Raw genomic sequence first — 20791 nt, forward strand, 5'->3', positions numbered from 1 at the left:
GTTCGGACTAACGACCAGCGATATCGCGGTAGTCACGCTCACCGTAACCGGTGTAGATCTGGCGCGGGCGGCCGATCTTGAGCGGCTCGGAGTGCATCTCGCGCCAGTGGGCGATCCAGCCGGGCAGGCGGCCCATGGCGAAGAGCACGGTGAACATGCGGGTCGGGAAGCCCATGGCCCGGTAGATGACGCCGGTGTAGAAGTCGACGTTCGGGTACAGCCGACGCGAGACGAAGTAGTCGTCGGTGAGGGCGGCCTCTTCGAGCTGCTTGGCGATGTCGAGCAGCTGGTCGTCGCCACCGATCTTCGACAGGATCTTGTCGGCGGCCTGCTTGACCAGGGTGGCGCGCGGGTCGTAGTTGCGGTAGACGCGGTGCCCGAAGCCCATGAGCTTCACGCCGTCTTCCTTGTTCTTGACCTTGCGGATGAACTCCTTGACGTCACCGCCGTTGGCCTTGATCTCGTCGAGCATCTCGAGCACGGCCTGGTTGGCGCCGCCGTGCAGCGGGCCCCATAGCGCGTTGATGCCACCGGACACCGAGGTGAACAGGTTGGCGTCGGAGGAGCCGACGAGGCGCACGGTCGAGGTGGAGCAGTTCTGCTCGTGGTCGGCGTGCAGGATCAGCAGCATGTCGAGCGCGGCGGCGATCTCCGGGTCGACCTCGTAGGGCTCGGCCGGGAAACCGAAGGTCATCCGCAGGAAGTTCTCCACCAGCGACAGCGAGTTGTCCGGGTAGAGGAACGGCTGGCCGACCGACTTCTTGTACGAGTAGGCCGCGATGGTGGGCAGCTTGGCCAGCAGGCGGATGGTGGACAGCTCGACCTGCTCGGGGTCGCGCGGGTCCAGCGAGTCCTGGTAGTACGCCGACAGCGCGTTCACCGCGGACGACAGCACCGGCATCGGGTGCGCGTTGCGCGGGAAGCCGTCGAAGAACCGCTTCAGGTCCTCGTGCAGCAGGGTGTGGCGGCGGATGCGATCGGTGAAGTCGTCGAGCTGGGCCTGGGTCGGCAGCTCGCCGTAGATGAGCAGGTAGCTGACCTCGATGAAGGTCGAGCGGCCCGCCAGCTGGTCGATCGGGTAGCCGCGGTAGCGCAGGATGCCCGCTTCACCGTCGATGTAGGTGATGGCCGACTTGGTCGACGCGGTGTTCATGAAACCGGGGTCGTAGGTGACGTAACCGGTGCTGGCCAGCAGCTTGCCCAAGTCGAGTCCGTCGTTGCCCTCTGCGGCCTTGGTGACCGAGATCGGGAACTCGCCTCCGGGGTACTGCAGTACCGCCTTGGCGTCATCGGCGACGTTGGTGATGTTCTCAGCGGGCACGGAAGGATCCCTCTCAGGCTAGAACCGTAGGCACCGGTGCGGTCGGCACGCGGTGCACTTGCGCTAACGCTAGCTGTTGTTCGGTCGAGACGAGCAATCAGGGTTGTCCTGCGCCGTTCTCACACCGGGGCCGATCGGCGGTGAGGTCGGCGCACAGGTGCCGACCTGCGCCGATCCCCTGTTCGCCGACGTCACGGACCGGCTCCGCGCAGGGCGGCGGGACCCGGTCGGCGCGGATCGGCGAAAACCATGTATTCCCTTCTCGCACAACTCAATTAACCAGAGAATCGGATTGCGCGCGGGTCACCCGGTAGCGGACGAAGGCGGGGAAGGCCAATGCCGCCAGCACCACCCCGATGACGACCAGGACACCGCCACCCGCGGCAGCTACAGCGGTACCCAGGCTCGCCGCGGCGAAACCGTGGGCAACATCACCGATCCGCGGCCCACCTGCGACAACCACGATGAACACGCCCTGCAGGCGGCCGCGCATCTCGTCGGTGGAGACGTTGAGCAACATCGCCGTGCGCAGCGCCGCCGAGATCATGTCGACCGCGCCGCCGAGGGCCAGGAAGGCCACCGCGATCCACAGCCACACGCCCAGCCCGAACAGGTGCCCGGCCAGCCCCACCGCCAGGCCGAACCCGATCATCGCCACGCCCCAGATCACGATGCAGACGATCACCGCCAGACCCTGCCTGCGGATCCGCGGCACCCAGCCGGAGAACACGCCACCGAGCACCGCGCCCGCCGAGATGGCCGCGAACAGCAGGCCGAGCGCGACGCCGCCCTCGGCTGGGTCGTGGAAGGTCTCGTGCGCGATCTGCGGGAACAGCGCGCGCGGCATGCCGAACACCATGGCGATGATGTCGACGACGAACGAGGCGAGCAGGATGCGCTGCCCGGTCAGGTAGCGGAAACCGTCGATGACGGCGCGCAACCCGGCCCGGCGCTGATCGCCGGTCGGCGGGAAGGCGGGCAGTTTCCACACCGCCCACACCGTGGCGAGCAGGGCGATCGCGTCGATCAGGTACAGCGTCGGCAGGCCGAGCACCGGGATGAGCAGACCGGCCAGCACCGGGCCCGCGATCATGCCCACGTTCTGCACCGTCATGCTCAGCGAACTGGCCGCGGCGATCTGCTCGGGCGGCAGCAGCCGCGCGATGGCCGCGCTGCGGGTGGGCTGGTTGACCGCGAAGAACGCCTGCTGGGCGGCGAACAGGCCGAGCACCAGCCACACGTTGTTCATCCCGAGGGCGGCCTGCACCCAGAACGCCACCGCCGTCACGCCGGTGCCCGCGGTGGTGATGATCAGCAGCGTGCGCCGGTCCATCACGTCGGCCAGCGCGCCGCCCCACAGGCCGAACACGACCAGCGGGATCAGGCCGAACAGGCCCGCCAGGCCGACGTAGCCGGAACTGCCGGTGATCTGGAAGATCTGCTGCGGAACCGCGACCACCGAGAGCTGCGCGCCGATGACGGTGACGATGTTGGTCGTCCAGAGCCTGCGGTAGTCGGGGTGACGCAGGGGTTCGGTGTCGGCGAGCAGTCTCACTCGCCGCAGATTAGCCACTGCCGGGCGATCCGAGAACGGATGCGCTCGGTGACATAGCCCACCGCTCGTTAGGGCTGCAAACGTTCCACGGTTGTGCCTGCGTCCCCCATCCGCAGGACGATCCGGTTGTGCAGCCTGCCGCGCCTGCCCTGCCAGAACTCCACCTCGTCGGGCCGCAGCAGGTAGCCGCCCCAGAACGGCGGCACCGGGATGTCGTCGACGTCGGCGAAGCGGGCGGTGGTCTCGGCCAGCGACCGGTCCACCTCGGCGCGCGAGGCCGCGGGCCGCGACTGCCGCGAGGCCCAGGCGCCCAGGCGCGAGTCGCGCGGGCGGGTCTGCCAGTAGGCCGCGGTCACCTCGGGCGACACCCGCTCGGTGATCCCGCGCAGGTGGACCTGCCTGGCCAGCGCGGGCCAGACGAAGGTCGCCGCGGCGTACGGGTCGGCGGCGAGCTGGTTGCCCTTGGCCGAGTCGTAGTTGGTGTAGAAGGTGATGCCCTCGGGTGCGAGGCCCTTGCACAGCACGGTGCGCGCGACCGGGCGCGGGGCCGGGCCGGTGAGCGACACGGTGGCCAGCACCATCGCGTTGGATTCGGCGATGCCGAGGCCGCGCGCCTGCTCGATCCAGCGGCGCAGCAACGGTTCCCAGCCGCCTGCCACCCAGGTCTCGTCGAGGTCGGTCTCCTCGGGCACCGACAGCGGGTCGCCGTAGTCGACGCGCATCGCGGCGAGGTCTGCCGCGGTCGCGGGTTCCTGGTCAACCATGGGGACAGACGGTACGCCGGGACGTCGGCCGGGAAGGGGTCGAGGTCAGGCCAGGGGCGACGTTACTACCCGGTATCCCCAGGGCTATGGTTCAGAAAGATCGGCATGCCCCTGCAAGGAGAGTCACCATGACTACCAGCTCGGTACCACAGGATTTCGTCAGCGGATTGGAAGGCGTGGTGGCCTTCACCACCGACATCGCCGAGCCGGACAAGGATGGTGGCGCGCTACGTTATCGCGGCGTCGACATCGAGGATCTGGTCGCCAACCGGGTCACCTTCGGCGACGTGTGGGCCCTGCTGGTCGACGGCCAGTTCGGCCGCGGTCTCCCGCCCGCCGAGCCGTTCCCGCTGCCGGTGCACACCGGTGACGTGCGCGTCGACGTGCAGGCAGGCCTGGCCATGCTCGCCCCGATCTGGGGGTACGAGCCGCTGCTCGACATCGACGACGAGACCGCCCGCGAGAACCTGGCCCGCGCCTCGGTGATGGCGCTGTCCTACGTGGCCCAGTCCGCCCGCGGCATCTACCAGCCCGCCGTTCCGCAGCGCAAGATCGACGAGTGCACCACGGTCACCGAGCGGTTCATGACCCGCTGGAAGGGTGACCCGGACCCGCGCCACACCGAGGCGATCGACGCCTACTGGGTGTCGGCGGCCGAGCACGGCATGAACGCCTCCACCTTCACCGCCCGCGTCATCGCCTCCACCGGCGCCGACGTGGCGGCGTCGCTGTCGGGCGCGATCGGCGCCATGTCCGGCCCGCTGCACGGCGGCGCCCCCGCCCGCGTGCTCCCGATGATCGAGGCCGTCGAGCAGAGCGGCGATGCCCGCGCGCTGGTCAAGGGCATTCTCGACCGCAAGGAGAAGCTGATGGGCTTCGGCCACCGGGTGTACCGGGCCGAGGACCCGCGCGCCCGCGTGCTGCGCGCCACCGCCAAGCGCCTCGACGCCCCGCGCTTCGAGGTCGCCGCCGCGCTGGAGCAGGCCGCGCTGGCCGAGCTGCGTGAGCGCCGTCCCGACCGCGCCATCGAGACCAACGTCGAGTTCTGGGCCGCGGTGATCCTCGACTTCGCCGAGGTCCCCGCGCACATGATGCCCGCCATGTTCACCTGCGGCCGGACCGCGGGCTGGTGCGCGCACATCCTGGAGCAGAAGCAGCTGGGCAAGCTCGTCCGCCCGGCCGCCATCTACACCGGCCCCGGCCCCCGCACCCCCGAGGAAGTCGCCGGCTGGTCCACCATCGCCGGCGACTGATCCACCCCCGCATCGCCCGACCGGGCGTCGACGGCCTCCCCGGCCGCCGGCGCCCGGTCGTTCGCTGTTCAGCGACTGTTCGTCGCCGCGCAACCCGGTGCCGACATGATCTGCTCGCGGAACACGGCAGGTAGACGGCCTGTTCGGCCTGGTGGATGTGCTCGGCGGAGGTAGTGTTCAGCCGACCTGAACGATAAGGGTGGGCGGTGCGGAACGAGGGTCTGTCCCGGCGTGGGCTTTTCGGCGCGGGTGCCGCGCTTGCGGCGAGTGTGATCACCGGCTGTGCTGCCGCGCAGGGTGATTCGGCCGCGCCCGAGGTGACCCCCGGGTCGTCGAGTGCCACGCCGATCACAGGCGGGCCGTCCGGCGCCGCGCCGGTGTCCGCGCGACCGATCTCCACCGTTGCCGCGCCGCCCGCCGTCTCCCCCGCCGCGGTCGCCGCCCGGTACGCGGGTGCGCGGCCGCACGGGTGGGGTGTCGATCTGCCCGGCATCACCAGCGGTTTCCCGGCCGCGGGCAAGCAGTTGGCGCTCACCTTCGACGCCTGCGGCGGGCCGGGCAACAGCGAGATCGACCAGGCGCTGATCGATCTGCTGGTCGCCGAGCGGGTTCCGGCGACGCTGTTCCTCAACAAGCGCTGGGTCGACGCGGATCCCGGCCGGGTCCAGCGGCTGGCCGCGAACCCGCTGTTCGAGCTGGCGAGTCACGGTGTCGCGCACAAGCCGCTCTCGGTGACCGGGCGGGCCGCCTACAACATCGCGGGCACCGCGTCGGCCGAGGAGGCCGTGCACGAGGTGTGGGCCAATCACGAACGCCTGCTCGCGCTGACCGGCCGGGCGCCACGGTTCTTCCGGGCGGGCACCGCGCACTACGACGACGTCGCGGTCGCCATCGTCACCGAACTGGGCGAGACCCCGCTCGGGTTCACGGTCAACGCCGACTTCGGCGCCACCGCGTCGGCGGCCCAGGTCCAGCGCGCGATGAGCGCGGCCGCGCCCGGCGGCATCGTGCTCGCCCATATGCACCGGCCGAAGTCCGGTACGGCGGCGGGGATGGCCGCCGCGATTCCGGCACTGCGCGCGTCCGGGTTCACCTTCGTACACCTGTAGTCGCGGACGCCGTCCAGCGGTAGTAGCGGGCTCGGTGCCTGCCGATCAGGCTGTGATCAGGCCAGGCTGGTGAAGTCGATGGCGACGGAAGCGCCGCGATCGACGGTAAAGAAGGCGGCGTCGAGACGGGTGCCGAGTTCGATGAGGCCGACGGCGGCCAGGGGCACCGGCTGGATGAGGCGGACCCGCCACGGGGTCGGCTCGTCCCAGGCGCGCAGCTCCAGGTCGAGGCGCAGGACCGGGTCGTCGCGGCCGGTGTAGTCGGCGGCGATGGGGGCGACGGCGAGGACCGTGGCCTCGGCGCGGCGGCCGTTGGCCAGGATCTTGGCGGCCGCGCTGCGGCCCGACTGTGGCATCTCGGGGATGAACAGCACCACGCGTTCGCGATCACCCGGATCGACCCGGCAGCCGACGGCGTCGCCGGGCTGCATCCATTCCAGGTCCTGGCTACGGACCCGCTGCCGCACCCGCGCGTCGTAGGCCAGCTCGCCGGGCAGCTGCACCCGCACCGAGATCCGGTAGCCGCCCTCCCCGCGCCGGGACCGCACCGACAGCACGGTGGCGGTCGCGGGCAACCCCCTGATCAGCAGTTCCCGCCGGGAACTCTCGGCCAGCAATCCCGGCCGCCGCCCGAACGCCCAGGCGAACCGGTCGAACAGGGTCCGACCCGAGTCGGCCACGGCGAGGCTCATAGCGAAAGCGTAATGCGAACCACCTTCCGACAGGGGCAAATTCCCCGCACCCGCCCGACCGACAGCCGCGATCCCCGCGAGGAATCGTTCGCGGTCCCGCGCCCGGGCGACCACGCGACCGCCGACTCTGCCGACTTCCGACCCACACATCCTGAGCAAGCGTCCAACCGACCGCGCGCGCGAGTGGGCCGCCTCACAGCCGCTCCGTGACCTCGCCCCCGTGCGCGTTCGACCATCGGCGGACCACTAAACTCGCCCCCATGACCAGTGCGTTCCCGACCATTCCCGCCGACCTCAAGCCCGCCGACGGACGGTTCGGCTGCGGCCCGTCCAAGGTCCGCCCGGAGCAGCTGCAGTCCCTGGTGACTGTCGGCGCCTCGGTGTTCGGCACCTCGCATCGCCAGAAGCCGGTCAAGGACGTCGTGGCGCGGGTGCGCAACGGCCTGCGCGAGCTGTTCTCCCTGCCCGAGGGCTACGAAGTGGTGCTCGGCAACGGTGGCACCACCGCGTTCTGGGACGCCGCCGCCTTCGGCCTGATCCGCGAGCGCTCGCTGCACCTGACCAACGGCGAGTTCTCCTCGAAGTTCGCCTCGGTCGCCAAGGGCAACCCGTTCATCGGTGACCCGATCGTCGTCTCGTCGGAGCCGGGCAGCGCGCCCGAGCCCGTCTCGGACCCCTCGGTCGACCTCATCGGCTGGGCCCACAACGAGACCTCGACCGGTGTGTCCATCCCGGTCTCGCGTCCGGCCGGTTCGGAGAACGCCCTGATCGCCATCGACGCCACCTCCGGCGCGGGCGGCCTGCCGGTGAACATCGCCGACTCCGACGTGTACTACTTCGCCCCGCAGAAGTGCTTCGCCGCCGACGGTGGCCTGTGGATCGCGATCATGAGCCCCGCCGCGCTGGCCCGCGTCGAGGAGATCAAGGCCTCGGGCCGCTGGACCCCGGAGTTCCTGTCGCTGCCGATCGCCATCGACAACTCCACCAAGGACCAGACCTACAACACCCCGGCGCTGGCCACCCTGCTGCTGTTCGCCGACCAGATCGAGTGGATGAACGCCAACGGCGGCCTGGACTGGACCGTCAAGCGCACCCTGGACTCGTCCTCGCGCCTGTACTCGTGGGCCGAGTCGAGCTCCTTCGCCACCCCGTACGTCACCGATCCGGCGCACCGGTCGCAGGTCGTCGGCACCATCGACTTCGACGACGCGGTCGACGCCGCCCAGGTCGCGAAGATCCTGCGGGCCAACGGCATCGTCGACACCGAGCCGTACCGGAAGCTGGGCCGTAACCAGCTCCGCGTCGGCATGTTCCCGGCGATCGATCCGGAAGACGTTTCGCAGCTGACCCGCTCGATCGACTGGGTCGTCGGTCAGCTCTGAGATAAGACCGCAATCAGGGCCGGTGCCCGATGAACCTTTTCCGGTTCATCGGGCACCGGCCCTTTGCGTCGGGTTCTCCACGGGTTCGCAACATTTGCATTCGAGCACACCGCCGCGACCCGGTATTTGATGTTGATCTATCACCAAACTCCCTGCACACGACCAGGATTCGTATGGTGAGCCGATCAGATTAGCGGGACCTGGGGTCCCGGTGCGCGATTTCGGTCGTGCGTGTCTGCTGCCGCGGGCAAGTAATGTGCACTACTGTCTAGGAAAGTGGGCGGTGTCGTAGCCGACGCGATAGGGAGGTAACGGTGCGTGAACTTCGAGTGATCGGGGTGACGCCCGACTCCACGCACATCGTGTGCAGTGACACCGAGTCCGGCACCAAGTTCCGGTTGCCCGCCGACGACAAGCTCCGCGCGGCGGCGCGCGGCGACCTCGCACGATTCGGCCAGATCGAGATCGAAACGGAAGCGTCTATGCGTCCTCGCGATATCCAGGCCCGTATTCGAGCCGGTGCGTCCGTCGAGCAGGTCACGGCGGAGTCCGGGATGCCGGCCACCAAAGTCGAACGTTTCGCCTACCCGGTGTTGCTGGAGCGCGCCCGCGCCGCCGAACTGGCGCAGAAAGCGCATCCGGTGCGCCCGGACGGTCCCGCGCTGGAAACGCTGCACGAGATCGTCACCGCGGCCTTCGCCGAACGCGGGCACACCATCGAACAGGCCGAATGGGACGCCTGGAAAGACGAAAAGGGATTCTGGGTCGCCCAATTGCAGTGGCGGCACGGACACTCCGAGATCGCCGCGCACTGGCGCTACCAGCCGGACGCGCACGGCGGCTCGGTCTCCCCGCTCGACGACCCGGCCAACGACCTGATCGATCCCGATTTCGGGCGCGCGCTGCGCGGGCTGGCCACCATCCTGCCCACCCCGGTGGAGAAGGCTCCGCCGATCGTGGAGCCGCCGACCCCGGTCGAGCCGCGCCCGCGCGAGCAGGTCGCCCCGACCGCGCGTCCGACGGCCCGGCCCGCCCAGCCGACGCTGGACGAGTACTACGAGCAGCGCGCGGTCGCCGCCGGTGGTGGCGCGGCGGCGATTCCGGCTGCCCCGGTCCCCGCGGCGCCGATCCCGGCCGTCCCCGCTACGCCGGCGCAGCCGGTGGCGCAGCAGGACAAGGAGCCGGTGGCGAAGGAGCCCGCTCCGGAGCAGCCGGCGACTCCGGAGAAGCCCGCCGCCAAGCCCGCACGGGCCAAGCGCGGCAAGGCGCCGATGCCGTCCTGGGAGGACGTCCTCCTCGGCGTCCGCAGCTCCGGGCACTAACCGCCGCCCCGGGGTTTCGGCCGGGCCGCGGTGCGGGGTCGGGGTTCGAGTTATCCATGTTCTTGCGTGAGCTGGTGATTCGGTCGAGGTGGGAGGTGGTTGCCGGTGCTTTCCGCTTCCACGCTCTGGTATGTCGACACGCCGGATCCCGTGGCCGTGCTGCGGGAGCGGCCCGAGCCCGACCCGGCGGCCGCCGCGGCGCTGGCCGGGCAGTTGTACGCCGAGCACGATGTGCGGCCGATCATGATCGGCACGCTGAACGGGTGCGCCGCGCCGGATCGGGACGAGGTGTACATCGGGTGCTATCCGGGGCTGACGGTCGTGTGCACGGCCGAGGCGGCACTGGTGCGGCCGACGAAGCTGCCGGATCTGCTGGTGCGCCCGCTCGCCTCCGAGCACACCTACCTGGTCTCCTTCGACGCCAAGCTGCACTGGGGCGCGTTCGCGCACTGGGAGCGCGGGGAGTTCCGGCGCTCGTTCAGTTCCACCCGGGTCGACATCCTGGAGAACGAGGGGCTGCCGATGGTGTGGGAGCGGCCGTTCTGGGCCGGTGACCATCCGGTGCCGTGGCAGGCGGCCGACCATCCCGGACCGCAGTCGCTGCCCTTCGATCCGCCCGACTTCGCCGACGCCGCCAACGACGAATGGCTCGGCTTCCGCTACCGCACCCCGGCCGAGCCGGGCGGCCTGATCCCCGGCGACCTGGCGGTCTGCGGCTTCACCCTGTACCCGAAGGGTCAGGCACCGCAGCCACCGCCGCTGGTGCAGACGGGCAGTCCCGGTGCGGCCACCCGGCGCAAGCGGGGCCTGTTCGGCTGGCTGCACCGGACCGACCGGGTGCTGTGAGCCGGTTCAGCCGAGCTGGTCGCCGAGCAACGTCAGCCAGCCGAGCACCACCCCGAGCGCCGCGCCCGCCAGCACCCACCGCACCACCGGCGTGAACCGCCAGCGCCACGCGGTCGGTGCCACCCCGATCGCGGCGACCACGTTCACGGCCACCGCGAGCAGCCAGTGGACGGTCGCCAGCGCGGCGCCGAACGCGTACACCGCCACGGCACTCAGCACCGCGACCAGCACCACTACCGTGATGCCCGCGGCCCACGGCACCGAATCCGGTTGCGCGCGATAGGGACCGTCCGGTTCCTGCTTCACGATTTTCGCACCCGCTCGTAGAAGGCCATCGCCGCCGCCGTCGCGACATTGAGCGAATCGGTGCCCGGCGACATCGGAATTCGCGCGCGAACATCGGTGGCGCGCATGGCTTCTTCGGTCAGTCCAGGGCCCTCCGCGCCGAGCAGCAGCGCGACCCGCTTCCCCGTCATCGCCGTCGCCAGGTTCACCGCCGCCGGATTCGGCGTCAGCGCGATGATCTGGAAGCCGCGCTCGCGCACCAGCTCCAGCCCGTCCGGCCAGGTCGGCAGCTGCGCGAAGGGCACCCGCAGCACGTGCCCCATCGAGACGCGGACCGCGCGCCGGTACAGCGGATCGGCGCAGCGGTCGCCGAAGAGCACCGCGTCCGCGCCGAGCCCGGCCGCGTTGCGGAACATCGAGCCCAGGTTCTCGTGATCGTTGACGCCCTCCAGCACCGCCACCGTGCGGGCGCCGTCGAGCACGTCGTCGACCGACAGCTCGGCGGGCCGCGGCGCCACCGCGAGCACGCCCCGGTTGAGGTGGAAGCCGACCACCTCGGCCATCACCTCGGCACTGGCCCGGTAGTACGGGATGTCGCGGCCCGCCAGGTCCTCGGACAGCGCCTCGTAGCGTTTCCCGACACCCAGCAGCGCGCTGGGGGTGAACCGGGAGGCGAGCATCCGCTGCACGACAACGACACCCTCGGCGATGACCAGGCCCTTGCGCCCCGGCAGGTCGGGCCTGCGGTCGGCGGAGGACAGGTCACGGAAGTCGTCGACCCTCGGGTCGGCGGGGTCGTCGATGTCGATCACTTCGGCCACTGGACAATCCTGGCATGATGGATGCATGAAGATCGTGCAGTTGATCTTGAACATCCTGTGGGTGGTGCTGTGCGGTTTCTGGATGGCCCTCGGCTACCTGCTCGCCGCCCTGATCTGCTTCATCCTCATCATCACCATCCCCTTCGGTATCGCGTCGCTGCGGATCGCCGGTTACGTACTGTGGCCGTTCGGGCGCAGCGTGGTCGACAAACCGGGCGCGGGCGCGGGTTCGCTGATCGGCAACATCATCTGGTTCGTCTTCGCGGGCTGGTGGCTGGCGATCGGTCACATCGCGACCAGCATCGCGCTGGCGGTGACGATCATCGGCCTGCCCTTCGCCTGGGCGAACCTCAAGCTGGTGCCGCTGTCGCTGTTCCCGCTTGGCCACGAAGTCGTCGACTCCGACGAGGCGCGCTGATCACTCGGACTCGGCGACGATCTGGTTCATGATCTCGACCGCCCGGTCCAGGATCTCGATCTGCTCCGGCTCCAGGCGCGCGAGCTGATCGGTCATCCAGGCCTCGCGGGCACTGGTCTCGTCGGCCACCAGCGCGCGCCCGGCCGGGGACAGGGAGACGATGATCTGCCTGCCGTCGGTCGGATGCGGACGGCGCTGCACCAGGTCCAGGTCCGACAGCGACGCGATGACGCGGGTCATCGACGGCGGCTGCACCCGTTCCTTGCCCGCGAGCGCCCCGGGGGTCATGGCACCATCACGCGCCAGCGTCGCCAGAGCCGACAGCTGGGTGAGCGAGATCTGCGCGTCGGCACGGCGGCCGCGCAGGTGTCGCGTGAGCCGTACGACGGCCAGTGAGAGATCACCGGCCAGGGCACGGACGTCCGATGGCGTTGTCACAGTGCAGAACTCTACGGTACGTCCGCGCCACCTGATGTGTTTCACGCGGCTACTGTTTGGGTATGGATAACGGTCACGTCAGCTCGGCGGTCCCCGAACTGCCCCGAAGTCTGGTAGATCCGCGTCCGGTGGTGGTGGCCGGATTCGTCGCCTGGCTCGTCGCGACCGCCCTGGCGTGGCTGAATCCGGCCTGGTCAGAGGCCAGGCCGGTGTGCCTGATGGGGCTGGCGGTCGGCGTGCTCGGCGTCTCGATCTACCTGGCCCAGCTGCGCTCGGCCCGCCGTGGCGACAAGGGCGCGCAGGTGGGTCTGTCGACCGACTAGCCGGTCACCTCGAATTCGGCGCTGGTCCCGGTGACCGGACGCAGCGCGCCGTCGGCGCCCAGCGCGTCGGCGTAGTGCACGAACCGGTGCACCCCCGTTGCGGTCGCGGGCACGTCCCAGGTGAACCTGGCGATGGAGACCGCGTCGCCCTCCTTGCGCCAGTGGAATCGCACGTCCCACTCGCCCTCGTTGGCCACCCGTGCCCAGTCGCCCGCGCCGGTGCGGCGCTGCACCTCGAGGAAGGTGTCACCGCGTCGCGGGTTGTGTTTCGGATGGGCCGAGACGAATTCGACCGCCACCCGCTCGCCGGGCGCGCACCGCGCGGGCGGCTGCACCAGGACGTCACCGAAGCCGCGGCCCTGCGGGGTCGCGTCCGGGCCGGGCACGGTGGCGAAGTTCGGCTGGAGCGCGGAGACATCGCGCGGCGCCGGACCGCGCCCGATCGCCCCGCCCGCGACGAACGCGGCGGCCAGCCGGGCGAACTCCTGCTGATACGCGCACAGCGTGTAGCGGCCGAACAGCGTCGAGGCGCCCTCGTACTGCTGCGCGTCGTACTCCTCCGGCGTGGTGACGTACTCGTGGTAGGAGTTCGCGTAGCCCTGTAGCAGCACCTGGTCGGGATCGACACCGAGCGCCGCCGCCACCGCCCGCCGCACCCGCAACCCGGCGACGATGGTGAACTCAGCGCCCGCCGCGGCCAGATAGAGCCCGCCGATCCGGATCAGCTGGATCGGCACCACATTCGGCACCCAGGCCACCGGCGGGAGCAGACCCAGCGGCACCGCGACCGCCTTGGGCGCCTGCGCGTCCGCCAGCCACGCCGGATGCGGATGATCGATCCCGCCGAGGAAGTCGACCATCGGATTGCGCACGCCCTCGGGAATCGGCCCGCCGGGCAGGCCCGGCCCGTCCTCCACACTGCCCGCGGCCAGCGAAACACCCGCGGCGGCAGCCGAAGTGCGCCGCGGCGCCCCGTCCGGGGTGTAGCGGCCGTCCACCGCGATATCGGCCAGGTCGATGTAGCACAGCGACGCGGAGACCGAGGCCGCCATCGACACCGCGTGCGCGGCAGCCGCTCTCGACGCGTGGTGCTGGCGCTCGCCGAGGATCCTGGTGTTCTCGAACTCGTCGGTGGTCGGTCCGTCGCCAGGGCGCAGATTCAGATTGGGCGACATGTCACCGGCATTGGTCTGCGCGAACGCCGCGATGTAGGACGGCGCGCCGTCGAGATGCCGCACCCCGTGCTCGATGTGTTCGGCGGCGAAGCTGGCGTAGCCCTTGTTGTCCGAGCTGATCAGCCGGTTGGCGTTGGTCATGGAGGTGTTGTGGGTGGCGAACCAGGTCAGCGCGCCGACCTCGCGGCCCGCCCTGGTGAAGACCAGCGTGGTCACGGCCGGGTCGATGGCGTCGGGGAACACCGCGCGATCGGCCTCGGGATTGCGCTCGAAGGCGACGCGGGACCGGTTCACGCTGGCGTCGTGCAGGGTGGCCCGGCCCAGCGCGATGGCGCCCGGCCCGAAATCGGCGTCGGCGGCGACGATCGCCTCGACGATGCCGTTCACCTCGGCGTCGTAGACCTGCTGCTGAAATCCCAGCGTCGCCAGCGTATAGGCGTAGTCGTGCGCGGAGCCGCCACAACTGGCGTGGGTGTGGGTCGAGGTGAGCACCACATTTCGCTCGGTATAGCGGTCACCGAAACGCTGCGCGAGGGCGCGCAGTACCCCACCATGGACCGAGCCGAACACCGCGCCGTTCTCCACCGCGACGTAAGCGATGCGATTTCCGTCGGCGCCGATCACGAACGCGCGCGCCCGGGGCCGCAGATGAATTCCGGCGGTCGCCTGATCGAGTTGCGAGTAGCCCATCATGCCGCATTCCGCGGCCGGGCCGGTGAGATCGGCGATGCCGAGCCCGAATTCGAATCCGCCCGGTTTCGGATCGGCGCGCGCGGCGGGGGTCGCGGCACCGGTGAGGGCCGAGACAGCGGGCACAGCGGCCACACCCAGGGCCGAGGCGGCCAGGACGGTACGGCGGGACACGGACATCAGGCGACTCCTTCGCAACTTCCGATTCGGAGACAACCACATCAACTGGTCAGATGTCCAGGATTTTCTCGCGGACCGGCGAATTGACTGTTTGCCACGCGGGCGCTTAACTCGCACACGTGTCCTCCCGATTGAGCGTCGAAGAACGACGAGCCCACCTGATCGAGGCAGCGATCGGTCTCGCAGAGAAAAAAGGCGTCGCGGGCGTGACCACGCGCGATGTCGCACAAGCAGCGGGCGTCTCACTCGGTGTGGTGCATTACTGTTTCGAAAACAAGGACGCACTGATGACCGAGCTGGTCAAAGCGTTGTCCATGGAATTGCGCGATTCCGTCGATGCCGATGATTCGCTCTGGGCGGATGCCGGAACCGGAAAAGAAGCGCTTCAGAAATTGGTGCGTTCCGGTTTGGAACTGATGTGGCGCAACATCGAAGCCACTCCCGAGCGTCAGCTGCTCACCTACGAGACCACCACCTACGCCCTGCGCGAGGGCGAGGCGACGCCGGCCAAGATCGCGATCGCCCGCGAGCAGTACGCGTTCAACGACACCACCGTCGCCGACGTCATGGACCACTGCCGGGAAGCCACCGCGACCACCTGGACCACCCCCGTCACCGAGCTGAGCCGGTTCATCCTCAGCGTCATCGACGGTGTGGTGCTGCGCTGGCTCGTCGACGACGACAGCGAGGCCGTGCAGACCCAGCTCGACCTGCTCGCCGCGATGGTGGCCGCGCACGCGCGCTAGCCCCGCGGCACCTGCACGTGCACCGCGTCCTCGGTGTGCCACCACGGCACCCGCACCGTGCCCGTCAGCGCACCGCGCAGATGCACCTCGAGCGTCTCGTGCAGGACCAGCGCGCCCGCGGTGTCCCGCGGTGACCACAGCTGACGCAGCACGACGCCCAGCGCGTCGGCCGCCCAGGTGGTTCGCCTGCCGGTGCCGAGCACCTCGGCGCTGACCTCCTCCGAGACCAGCGGCACGTCCAGCAGGGTCGCCAGCCCCTCGGCGCTGCCCGTGTCCCCGGCCACCAGCCGCTCCGGCGGGACGACCAGGCCGAAGCAGGGCTGGTCCAGGACCAGCACCGTGCTCGCGTCGACGACCGCGCCGGACAGCGAGCGCACCTGCTCGGGCAGATCCAGCTCGCGCGGGTCCAGCGCGCCGGACTCGACGGCGGCGGCCAGCCGGGCGTGGGTGTGCGCGATGACCTCGGGCGCGGGGGTTTTCGACGGATCGGCGAGCGCGTCGAGGAGTTCTTCGGCCAGTTCGGCCGACATCACGTCCGGGCGGACCAGCAGCGAGCGCAGCACGTCCAGGTCGGGACCGGTGATGCCGTCGACCTCGAACGCCGGGAGCAGGCCCGCGAATTCGTCGTCGTCGGGATGGCGCAGGCGGCCGAGGGCGATATCGCCGATGTGCGCGTGCCGGTGCAGCCACCAGGCGGTGTAGCCCTCGCGGTCGGCGAGCAGGGCCCGGGTGCGCGGCTCCGACAGCAGCTGGCGCAGTGCGGTGGGCCAGCGGTTCTCGTCCACCAGATCGAGGTCGCGGACGGCGGCCAGCTCGCGCGGGTCCGCGGAAAGACCGTCCCACCAGGCGTGTTCGTCGTCGAGGTCGTGGTCGGGGCCGACCGGATCGGGGTCGGTGACCACCGCGAAGTCCCAGCCGACGCCGATCGCGCGCAGGGCGTCGGTGCCGTATTCGGCGACCGTGTCGGCGTCGACGGTGCCGAACGGTGAGTCCTCGACCAGCACGGCGGCCAGCGGCGCGCCGGGGAGCAGCAGCTCGTCGGCGGGCCGCGGTTCGCCGGTGTCGTCGGGCAGTTCGAGCAGGCCGAGCCAGGTCGGGAGCAGCTCCGGGGTGGCGAAGGGCGCCAGCCGCAGGACCGCGTCGACGGTGTCGGGGTCGGCCGGGTCCTGTTCGAGCAGGTCGTGCAGGCCGGGGTCGGTGAGCAGGTCCTCCGCGGTGGCGCTGCGGGCGCCCAGCCGGGCCAGCAGGGCATGGGTGGCGTCGGGGTGCACCAGGCGGGCCCAGTGCACCGGAACGGCCACGGTGAGCTGATCGTCGAGGACGACGGTGCGCGGACCGGTGACGAGCCTGCCGTCGGCCAGCGGCACCGCCAGCGCGCCGAACTCCTCGGCGGTCCTGGTGTCGACCACGAACGGTTCGAGGGCGGCGTAGAACCGCTGCCACCAGCGCGGTTCGCGATCCAGGCCGCTCGACAGGTCGGCCAGCGCGGCCGGGCCGAGGCGGTGCACGTCGAGGACGGACAGCTTCTCCTGCTGGGCGCGACCGGAGAGTTCCGGGATCAGCAGGGGGCCGGTGATATCGGCGAGCTGCGCCGCCAATTCCGGTGTGAGGTCCGGGAATACGCTGGCGCGGGTCGGGACGGCGACCTGGTCCGTCGTGACGCCCGAGAACCAGGCATCGAGACGACCCGCGTCGGTGCCGGTGGTCGGCCCGGCCTGCGCCTCGACCACGCGAGCCGGGGGCAGGGATGCGCCGAGAGCGAAGGCAGCGGCGGCCAGGCCGGGGTCGTTGATCGCATGTGCCGTCTCGTCCCGGCCGGCGACGGCCGTTCCGGCGACTTCGGCCAGGCCGGGACTCTCGGGTGCGCGCGCGATCTCCGAGCGACCGGAAAGGCCCTCTTCGGCAGTGGCTTCGGGCAGGTCGAACCCGCCCAGCGCGATGGCCGCGGCTCGTGCGGCGTCGGTCGCGGGTGGTTGGGAGTCACCGGTCGGCGGCGATTCTGGGTCGACGAGCTCCGGGTCCGCGAGCTGGGTGGCGCAGACGGGGAGCCACGGGTTGGTGCGGAGTTCGGTGGTGACGGCTTCGCGGAGGAGTCCGTCGGCCTCGCTGCGGGCGAAGCCGGGGGCCGGGACGAGGACCAGGCGGTCGCGGGGCGGGAGGGCGCGGGCGAAATCGGCGTAGCCCGCGGCCAGTTCGGACAGGCGGGAGCCGGGGAGGAGGCGACGGCGATCGGGCTGCATGGCGATGTCGGCCACCAGGATCGCGGGCAGGGACAGTTCCTCGTCGGAACGGGTGGGGGCGCGCAGCACGTCGGGGGCGGCGGCCACGGGGCGGCCCGCGCGCAGCGGGAGCAGCCAGCGCGCCCTCGGGGTGCGGTACTGCCACCAGCGCCGGGTGGTGCCGTCCGGCTGGGTGACGGCCAGTTCGGTGAGGCCGTCGGCGCCGAGATCGGTGCCGGTGCTGGTGAATTCGTCGGCGCCGATCCGGATGCGACGCAGGGCGGGCAGTTCCAGCAGCAGGTCGGTCGCTTCCGCGCGCAGGGCGGCGAGCAGGGCGTCGGCGTCGATATCGGCGCGCAGGTGCACGACGACCTCGGTGTCGGCGCCGGCGACCGGGGTGGTCGGGACGGGCCAGGCCAGGCGCAGCACCGGCGGCTCGATCGTCGGCAGGTCCTCGGGGATCTCGATGCCGATGTCGTGCAACGCGTTGCGGGTCGCGGTCCGGGAGAATCGGATCGAGCCGGTCGTCGACCTGACCTCGATCTCGTCACCCACCGACCGCACCGCCGTGAAACCGACGCCGAACCGCCCGACCTGCTCCGCCTCGGTCTTCCCGGAGGCACGCAACGCGGTGAGCGCGTGCACGCCGGAAACACTCAGCGGCGCACCAGTATTCGCGACATGCAGTCGCCCGTCGAGCACCCGGACGCTCAGCTCACCCGCGACCCCCGCCTTCGCCGCCGCGTCGGCCGCGTTCTGCGCCAGCTCGGTGAGCACCCGATCCCGGTAGCCCGCGGCCACCAGATCCGCCTCGGTCGCACTGTCCTCGCGCAACCGGGTAGGCGAATCCCGCCAGGCGGCAAGCACTCCGGCACGCAGCTCCGCGGTGCCGAAGGGATCCGCCGATCCGTTCAGCGCGCCACCGACGATCCGTGCTCGTCCACCGAGTCGCCCTGGACCGCGTCGGACTCGGCACCCGAAGCCGTTGCGGCCGTGGTGTCTTCGCCCGCCGCGTCAGCGGCAGGAGCCACGTCCTCGGCGACCTCGGCGGCATCCTCCGCGACCTCGGTCACCGTGTCGGCGGCTGCAGCCTGCGATTCGGCACCGACCGTTTCGGCATCAGACTGCGTTTCCGCAGCGGGCCCGGACTCGGCGCCCAGGTTGCTGGTAGCGATCTCGGCAGCGTCGGCCGCCGGGACGGTCTCGGCGGCGGCCTCGGTAGTCGACTCGGTCGCAACGGTCTGCGACTCGGTGGTGTCGACTTCCGTCGCACCCGAGGGCGCCTCGGTGACGGTCTCGGCGACCACGGCGGCTTCGGCAGTGGGTGCCGGCTCGGCGGCGACGACCTCGGCGGCCGACTCCGGCTGCGCGCCTTCGGCGAGCGCTGCGCGGGCGGCGGTAGCCGCGTCGACGGCCTCGGCCTCGGCGGTCTCCTGCTGATCGGCGTTTTCACCGGTCTCGACCGCAGCGGCATCCGTCGCGGCGTCGGTGTCGACAGTGGTCGCGGCATTCACGGCCGGGGTGGCCACGTCCGCGACGGACACCTCAGCGGATTCAGCAGCGGCCTCACCGGCTTCGACAGTCGCAGCGGCCTCGGCAGTCGCAACGGCTTCAGCGGGCGCAGCGGCCTCACCGATCGCGGCAGCCTCGGCGACCTCGGCGGACGGCACGGGCTCCGGCGTCGTGCGGACGATCTCGACGAGTTCCACGGCGTGGTCGTCGAACGCCTCGTAGCGCGGCGAACCGTTGCCCGAGGGGGCGATCACGTCGGAGTGGGCGCCGCAGCCGTATTCGATGTGGACGACGTGGCCGTCCGCGCCCATCGCGTTGCCGCAGACGCCGAAGGATTCGCGCAGGGCGCCGGCCAGCGGCAGGAAGAAGCCGCACAGGCCGCAGGTGGAGGGGGCGGCCTTGGCCATCTCGGTGTCGGGGCCGAACTCGGTATACCAGCGCTGGGCCGCCTCGACGCGGCCCTCGAGGCTGAGCACCTGGGTGCGGCCGAGGCCGATCTCGTGACACACCTCGTCGACCACGGGATCGCCGGTCGCGATGTAGCCGGGGACCAGGCGGGGATCGTCGGCGGGCGGGGCGAGCAGATCGCCGGGACCGAGGTCGCCGGGGCGGACCCGCTGCTCCCACGGGATGAAGTCGGGGGCGATCAGGGCGTCGGGGCCGGGTAGCAGCGCCGACTCGCTGACCGTGGCGTATGTGGCCTCCGGCGGCGCGGCGACCACGACGGCCCACTGCCAGCCGCGGTAGCCGGGCAGGGTCGCCTCGAACCGGTGGGTGGCCGCCGACTCGTCCTCGCCGGACACCCCCAGATGCGCTCCGACCCCGTCGGGCTCCAACTCCACGAGCGCACGACGTGCGACTTCGGCCGCATCGGCCAGAACAGGACGCACGCCGGACTCCGAAACAGATACTGCGCTCACGGCATACATTTTGCCGTATGAAGTGCAATCGGAGTTCGTTGGCCGTCGCTGCGCTGGTCAGCCTGCTCGGCGTGGGGGCTTGCGGGGGCCGGGAAGAGCCCGGACCGCCGCGCTGGCGCGTCGAGGTGATCGGCTCGTCACCGCACGATCCGCGGGCCTTCACCCAGGGGCTGGAGGTGGTCGACGGCGTCCGCTACGAAAGCACCGGCATGTGGGGCGTGTCGAGCGCGCGCGCCGCCGATCAGGCGACCGGCGTCGAGACCGCGCGCGTCGATCTGCCGGGCAACCTGTTCGGCGAGGGCATGACGAAGGCGGGCGGGATCGTCTGGCAGATCACCTGGCAGGACCACCTCGCCATCGCGCGCGACCCGGTCACCCTGGCCGAGACCGGCCGCGCCGAGTACGAGGGCGAGGGCTGGGGCGTGTGCGCCCAGCCCCAGCGCCTGGTGATGAGCGACGGCACGCCCACCCTCACCTTCCGCGACCCGGTGACCTTCGCGAAGACCGGTTCGGTGACGCTGTCGGGCTACCCGTCCCCGCAGCCGAACGAACTCGACTGCGCCCCCGACGGCACGGTCTACGCCAACAACTACCCCTCCGACGAGATCCTGCGCATCGATCCGGAGACCGGCCGGGTGCTCGCCGTGATCGAGGCGGGCGGGCTGCTCACCGCGGGCGAGCGCGCGGGCACCGATGTCCTCAACGGCATCGCCCACCTGCCCGGCACCGACCGATTCCTGCTCACCGGCAAGTACTGGCCGCGCATGTTCGAGGTGCGGTTCGTCCCGAAATAGGCGAGCTGTGGCGAACACTGCCGCGC

Annotated in this window: 19 protein-coding genes; 9 read left to right on the forward strand and 10 right to left on the reverse strand. The window is 70.9% G+C overall.

Annotated features, from left to right (window positions below; translation table 11 throughout):
• Window positions 1–7: 7 nt before the first annotated feature.
• The 3 genes from ACFVW6_RS06400 to pdxH all read right to left on the reverse strand — a co-directional run bounded on the left by ACFVW6_RS06400 (window position 8) and on the right by pdxH (window position 3640).
• A complete protein-coding gene (locus ACFVW6_RS06400; protein WP_218716908.1) occupies window positions 8–1321 on the reverse strand; it encodes a citrate synthase in 1314 nt (437 codons plus the stop codon).
• Between the two features lie 271 nt (window positions 1322–1592).
• A complete protein-coding gene (locus tag ACFVW6_RS06405; protein WP_378833744.1) occupies window positions 1593–2876 on the reverse strand; it encodes an MFS transporter in 1284 nt (427 codons plus the stop codon).
• Window positions 2877–2944: 68 nt separating this feature from the next.
• Complete coding sequence (pdxH, locus tag ACFVW6_RS06410) at window positions 2945–3640, reverse strand: pyridoxamine 5'-phosphate oxidase (protein WP_378833741.1); 696 nt, start codon at window positions 3638–3640, stop codon at window positions 2945–2947.
• Window positions 3641–3768: 128 nt separating this feature from the next.
• Here pdxH and ACFVW6_RS06415 point away from each other — a divergent pair, with 128 nt between their 5' ends.
• Both ACFVW6_RS06415 and ACFVW6_RS06420 read left to right on the forward strand, forming a co-directional pair.
• Window positions 3769–4893, forward strand: coding sequence for a citrate synthase 2 (locus ACFVW6_RS06415; protein WP_378833739.1), 1125 nt, complete (start codon window positions 3769–3771; stop codon window positions 4891–4893).
• A 206-nt stretch (window positions 4894–5099) separates the two neighbouring features.
• Window positions 5100–6002, forward strand: coding sequence for a polysaccharide deacetylase family protein (locus ACFVW6_RS06420; protein ID WP_378833737.1), 903 nt, complete (start codon window positions 5100–5102; stop codon window positions 6000–6002).
• A 56-nt stretch (window positions 6003–6058) separates the two neighbouring features.
• Here ACFVW6_RS06420 and ACFVW6_RS06425 read toward each other — a convergent pair whose 3' ends face one another.
• The gene (locus tag ACFVW6_RS06425; RefSeq protein ID WP_378833735.1) at window positions 6059–6694 is read right to left on the reverse strand and encodes a hypothetical protein; all 636 of its coding nucleotides are present in this window, start codon (window positions 6692–6694) and stop codon (window positions 6059–6061) included.
• 260 nt (window positions 6695–6954) lie between these two features.
• Between ACFVW6_RS06425 and serC the strand changes: the two genes are divergently transcribed.
• The 3 genes from serC to ACFVW6_RS06440 all read left to right on the forward strand — a co-directional run bounded on the left by serC (window position 6955) and on the right by ACFVW6_RS06440 (window position 10244).
• Entirely contained in the window at window positions 6955–8076 is a 1122-nt protein-coding gene (gene serC / locus ACFVW6_RS06430) for a phosphoserine transaminase (RefSeq protein ID WP_218716903.1), read from the forward strand.
• Between the two features lie 314 nt (window positions 8077–8390).
• Window positions 8391–9398, forward strand: a complete 1008-nt coding sequence (gene sepH / locus ACFVW6_RS06435; protein WP_378825513.1) for a septation protein SepH — start codon at window positions 8391–8393, stop codon at window positions 9396–9398.
• 105 nt (window positions 9399–9503) lie between these two features.
• The gene (locus tag ACFVW6_RS06440; protein WP_378825511.1) at window positions 9504–10244 is read left to right on the forward strand and encodes a DUF6928 family protein; all 741 of its coding nucleotides are present in this window, start codon (window positions 9504–9506) and stop codon (window positions 10242–10244) included.
• Between the two features lie 6 nt (window positions 10245–10250).
• Here ACFVW6_RS06440 and ACFVW6_RS06445 read toward each other — a convergent pair whose 3' ends face one another.
• Both ACFVW6_RS06445 and ACFVW6_RS06450 read right to left on the reverse strand, forming a co-directional pair.
• Window positions 10251–10550, reverse strand: coding sequence for a DUF2537 domain-containing protein (locus tag ACFVW6_RS06445; RefSeq protein WP_378825509.1), 300 nt, complete (start codon window positions 10548–10550; stop codon window positions 10251–10253).
• Window positions 10547–11350 carry a TrmH family RNA methyltransferase gene (locus ACFVW6_RS06450; RefSeq protein ID WP_378825507.1) on the reverse strand — a complete coding sequence of 268 codons (804 nt, stop codon included), beginning with the start codon at window positions 11348–11350 and terminating at the stop codon, window positions 10547–10549. The genes ACFVW6_RS06445 and ACFVW6_RS06450 overlap by 4 nt, the downstream gene beginning before the upstream one ends.
• Before the next feature lie 25 nt (window positions 11351–11375).
• Here ACFVW6_RS06450 and ACFVW6_RS06455 point away from each other — a divergent pair, with 25 nt between their 5' ends.
• Complete coding sequence (locus ACFVW6_RS06455; RefSeq protein WP_378825504.1) at window positions 11376–11768, forward strand: YccF domain-containing protein; 393 nt, start codon at window positions 11376–11378, stop codon at window positions 11766–11768.
• Here ACFVW6_RS06455 and ACFVW6_RS06460 read toward each other — a convergent pair whose 3' ends face one another.
• Window positions 11769–12206, reverse strand: a complete 438-nt coding sequence (locus ACFVW6_RS06460) for a MarR family transcriptional regulator (RefSeq protein ID WP_355271108.1) — start codon at window positions 12204–12206, stop codon at window positions 11769–11771.
• 62 nt (window positions 12207–12268) lie between these two features.
• Here ACFVW6_RS06460 and ACFVW6_RS06465 point away from each other — a divergent pair, with 62 nt between their 5' ends.
• Entirely contained in the window at window positions 12269–12529 is a 261-nt protein-coding gene (locus tag ACFVW6_RS06465) for a DUF2530 domain-containing protein (RefSeq protein WP_378825500.1), read from the forward strand.
• Here the strand turns inward: ACFVW6_RS06465 and ACFVW6_RS06470 are convergent.
• A complete protein-coding gene (locus ACFVW6_RS06470; protein WP_378825498.1) occupies window positions 12526–14574 on the reverse strand; it encodes a neutral/alkaline non-lysosomal ceramidase N-terminal domain-containing protein in 2049 nt (682 codons plus the stop codon). The two genes, ACFVW6_RS06465 and ACFVW6_RS06470, sit on opposite strands and share 4 nt — an antisense overlap.
• Before the next feature lie 119 nt (window positions 14575–14693).
• Here ACFVW6_RS06470 and ACFVW6_RS06475 point away from each other — a divergent pair, with 119 nt between their 5' ends.
• Window positions 14694–15320, forward strand: a complete 627-nt coding sequence (locus tag ACFVW6_RS06475; RefSeq protein WP_355271102.1) for a TetR family transcriptional regulator — start codon at window positions 14694–14696, stop codon at window positions 15318–15320.
• On the opposite strand, the gene ACFVW6_RS06480 is transcribed toward ACFVW6_RS06475, so the two are convergent.
• Both ACFVW6_RS06480 and ACFVW6_RS06485 read right to left on the reverse strand, forming a co-directional pair.
• Window positions 15317–18406, reverse strand: coding sequence for a sacsin N-terminal ATP-binding-like domain-containing protein (locus ACFVW6_RS06480; protein ID WP_378825496.1), 3090 nt, complete (start codon window positions 18404–18406; stop codon window positions 15317–15319). The two genes, ACFVW6_RS06475 and ACFVW6_RS06480, sit on opposite strands and share 4 nt — an antisense overlap.
• 44 nt (window positions 18407–18450) lie before the next feature.
• Window positions 18451–19971, reverse strand: coding sequence for a DUF3027 domain-containing protein (locus ACFVW6_RS06485; protein WP_378825494.1), 1521 nt, complete (start codon window positions 19969–19971; stop codon window positions 18451–18453).
• A gap of 17 nt (window positions 19972–19988) precedes the next feature.
• Here ACFVW6_RS06485 and ACFVW6_RS06490 point away from each other — a divergent pair, with 17 nt between their 5' ends.
• The gene (locus ACFVW6_RS06490) at window positions 19989–20765 is read left to right on the forward strand and encodes a glutaminyl-peptide cyclotransferase (protein WP_378825491.1); all 777 of its coding nucleotides are present in this window, start codon (window positions 19989–19991) and stop codon (window positions 20763–20765) included.
• The last annotated feature ends 26 nt before the right edge of the window (window positions 20766–20791 follow it).

Origin of the sequence: Nocardia sp. NPDC058244 (genome assembly GCF_042882065.1) — a bacterium.
GTDB lineage: Bacteria > Actinomycetota > Actinomycetes > Mycobacteriales > Mycobacteriaceae > Nocardia.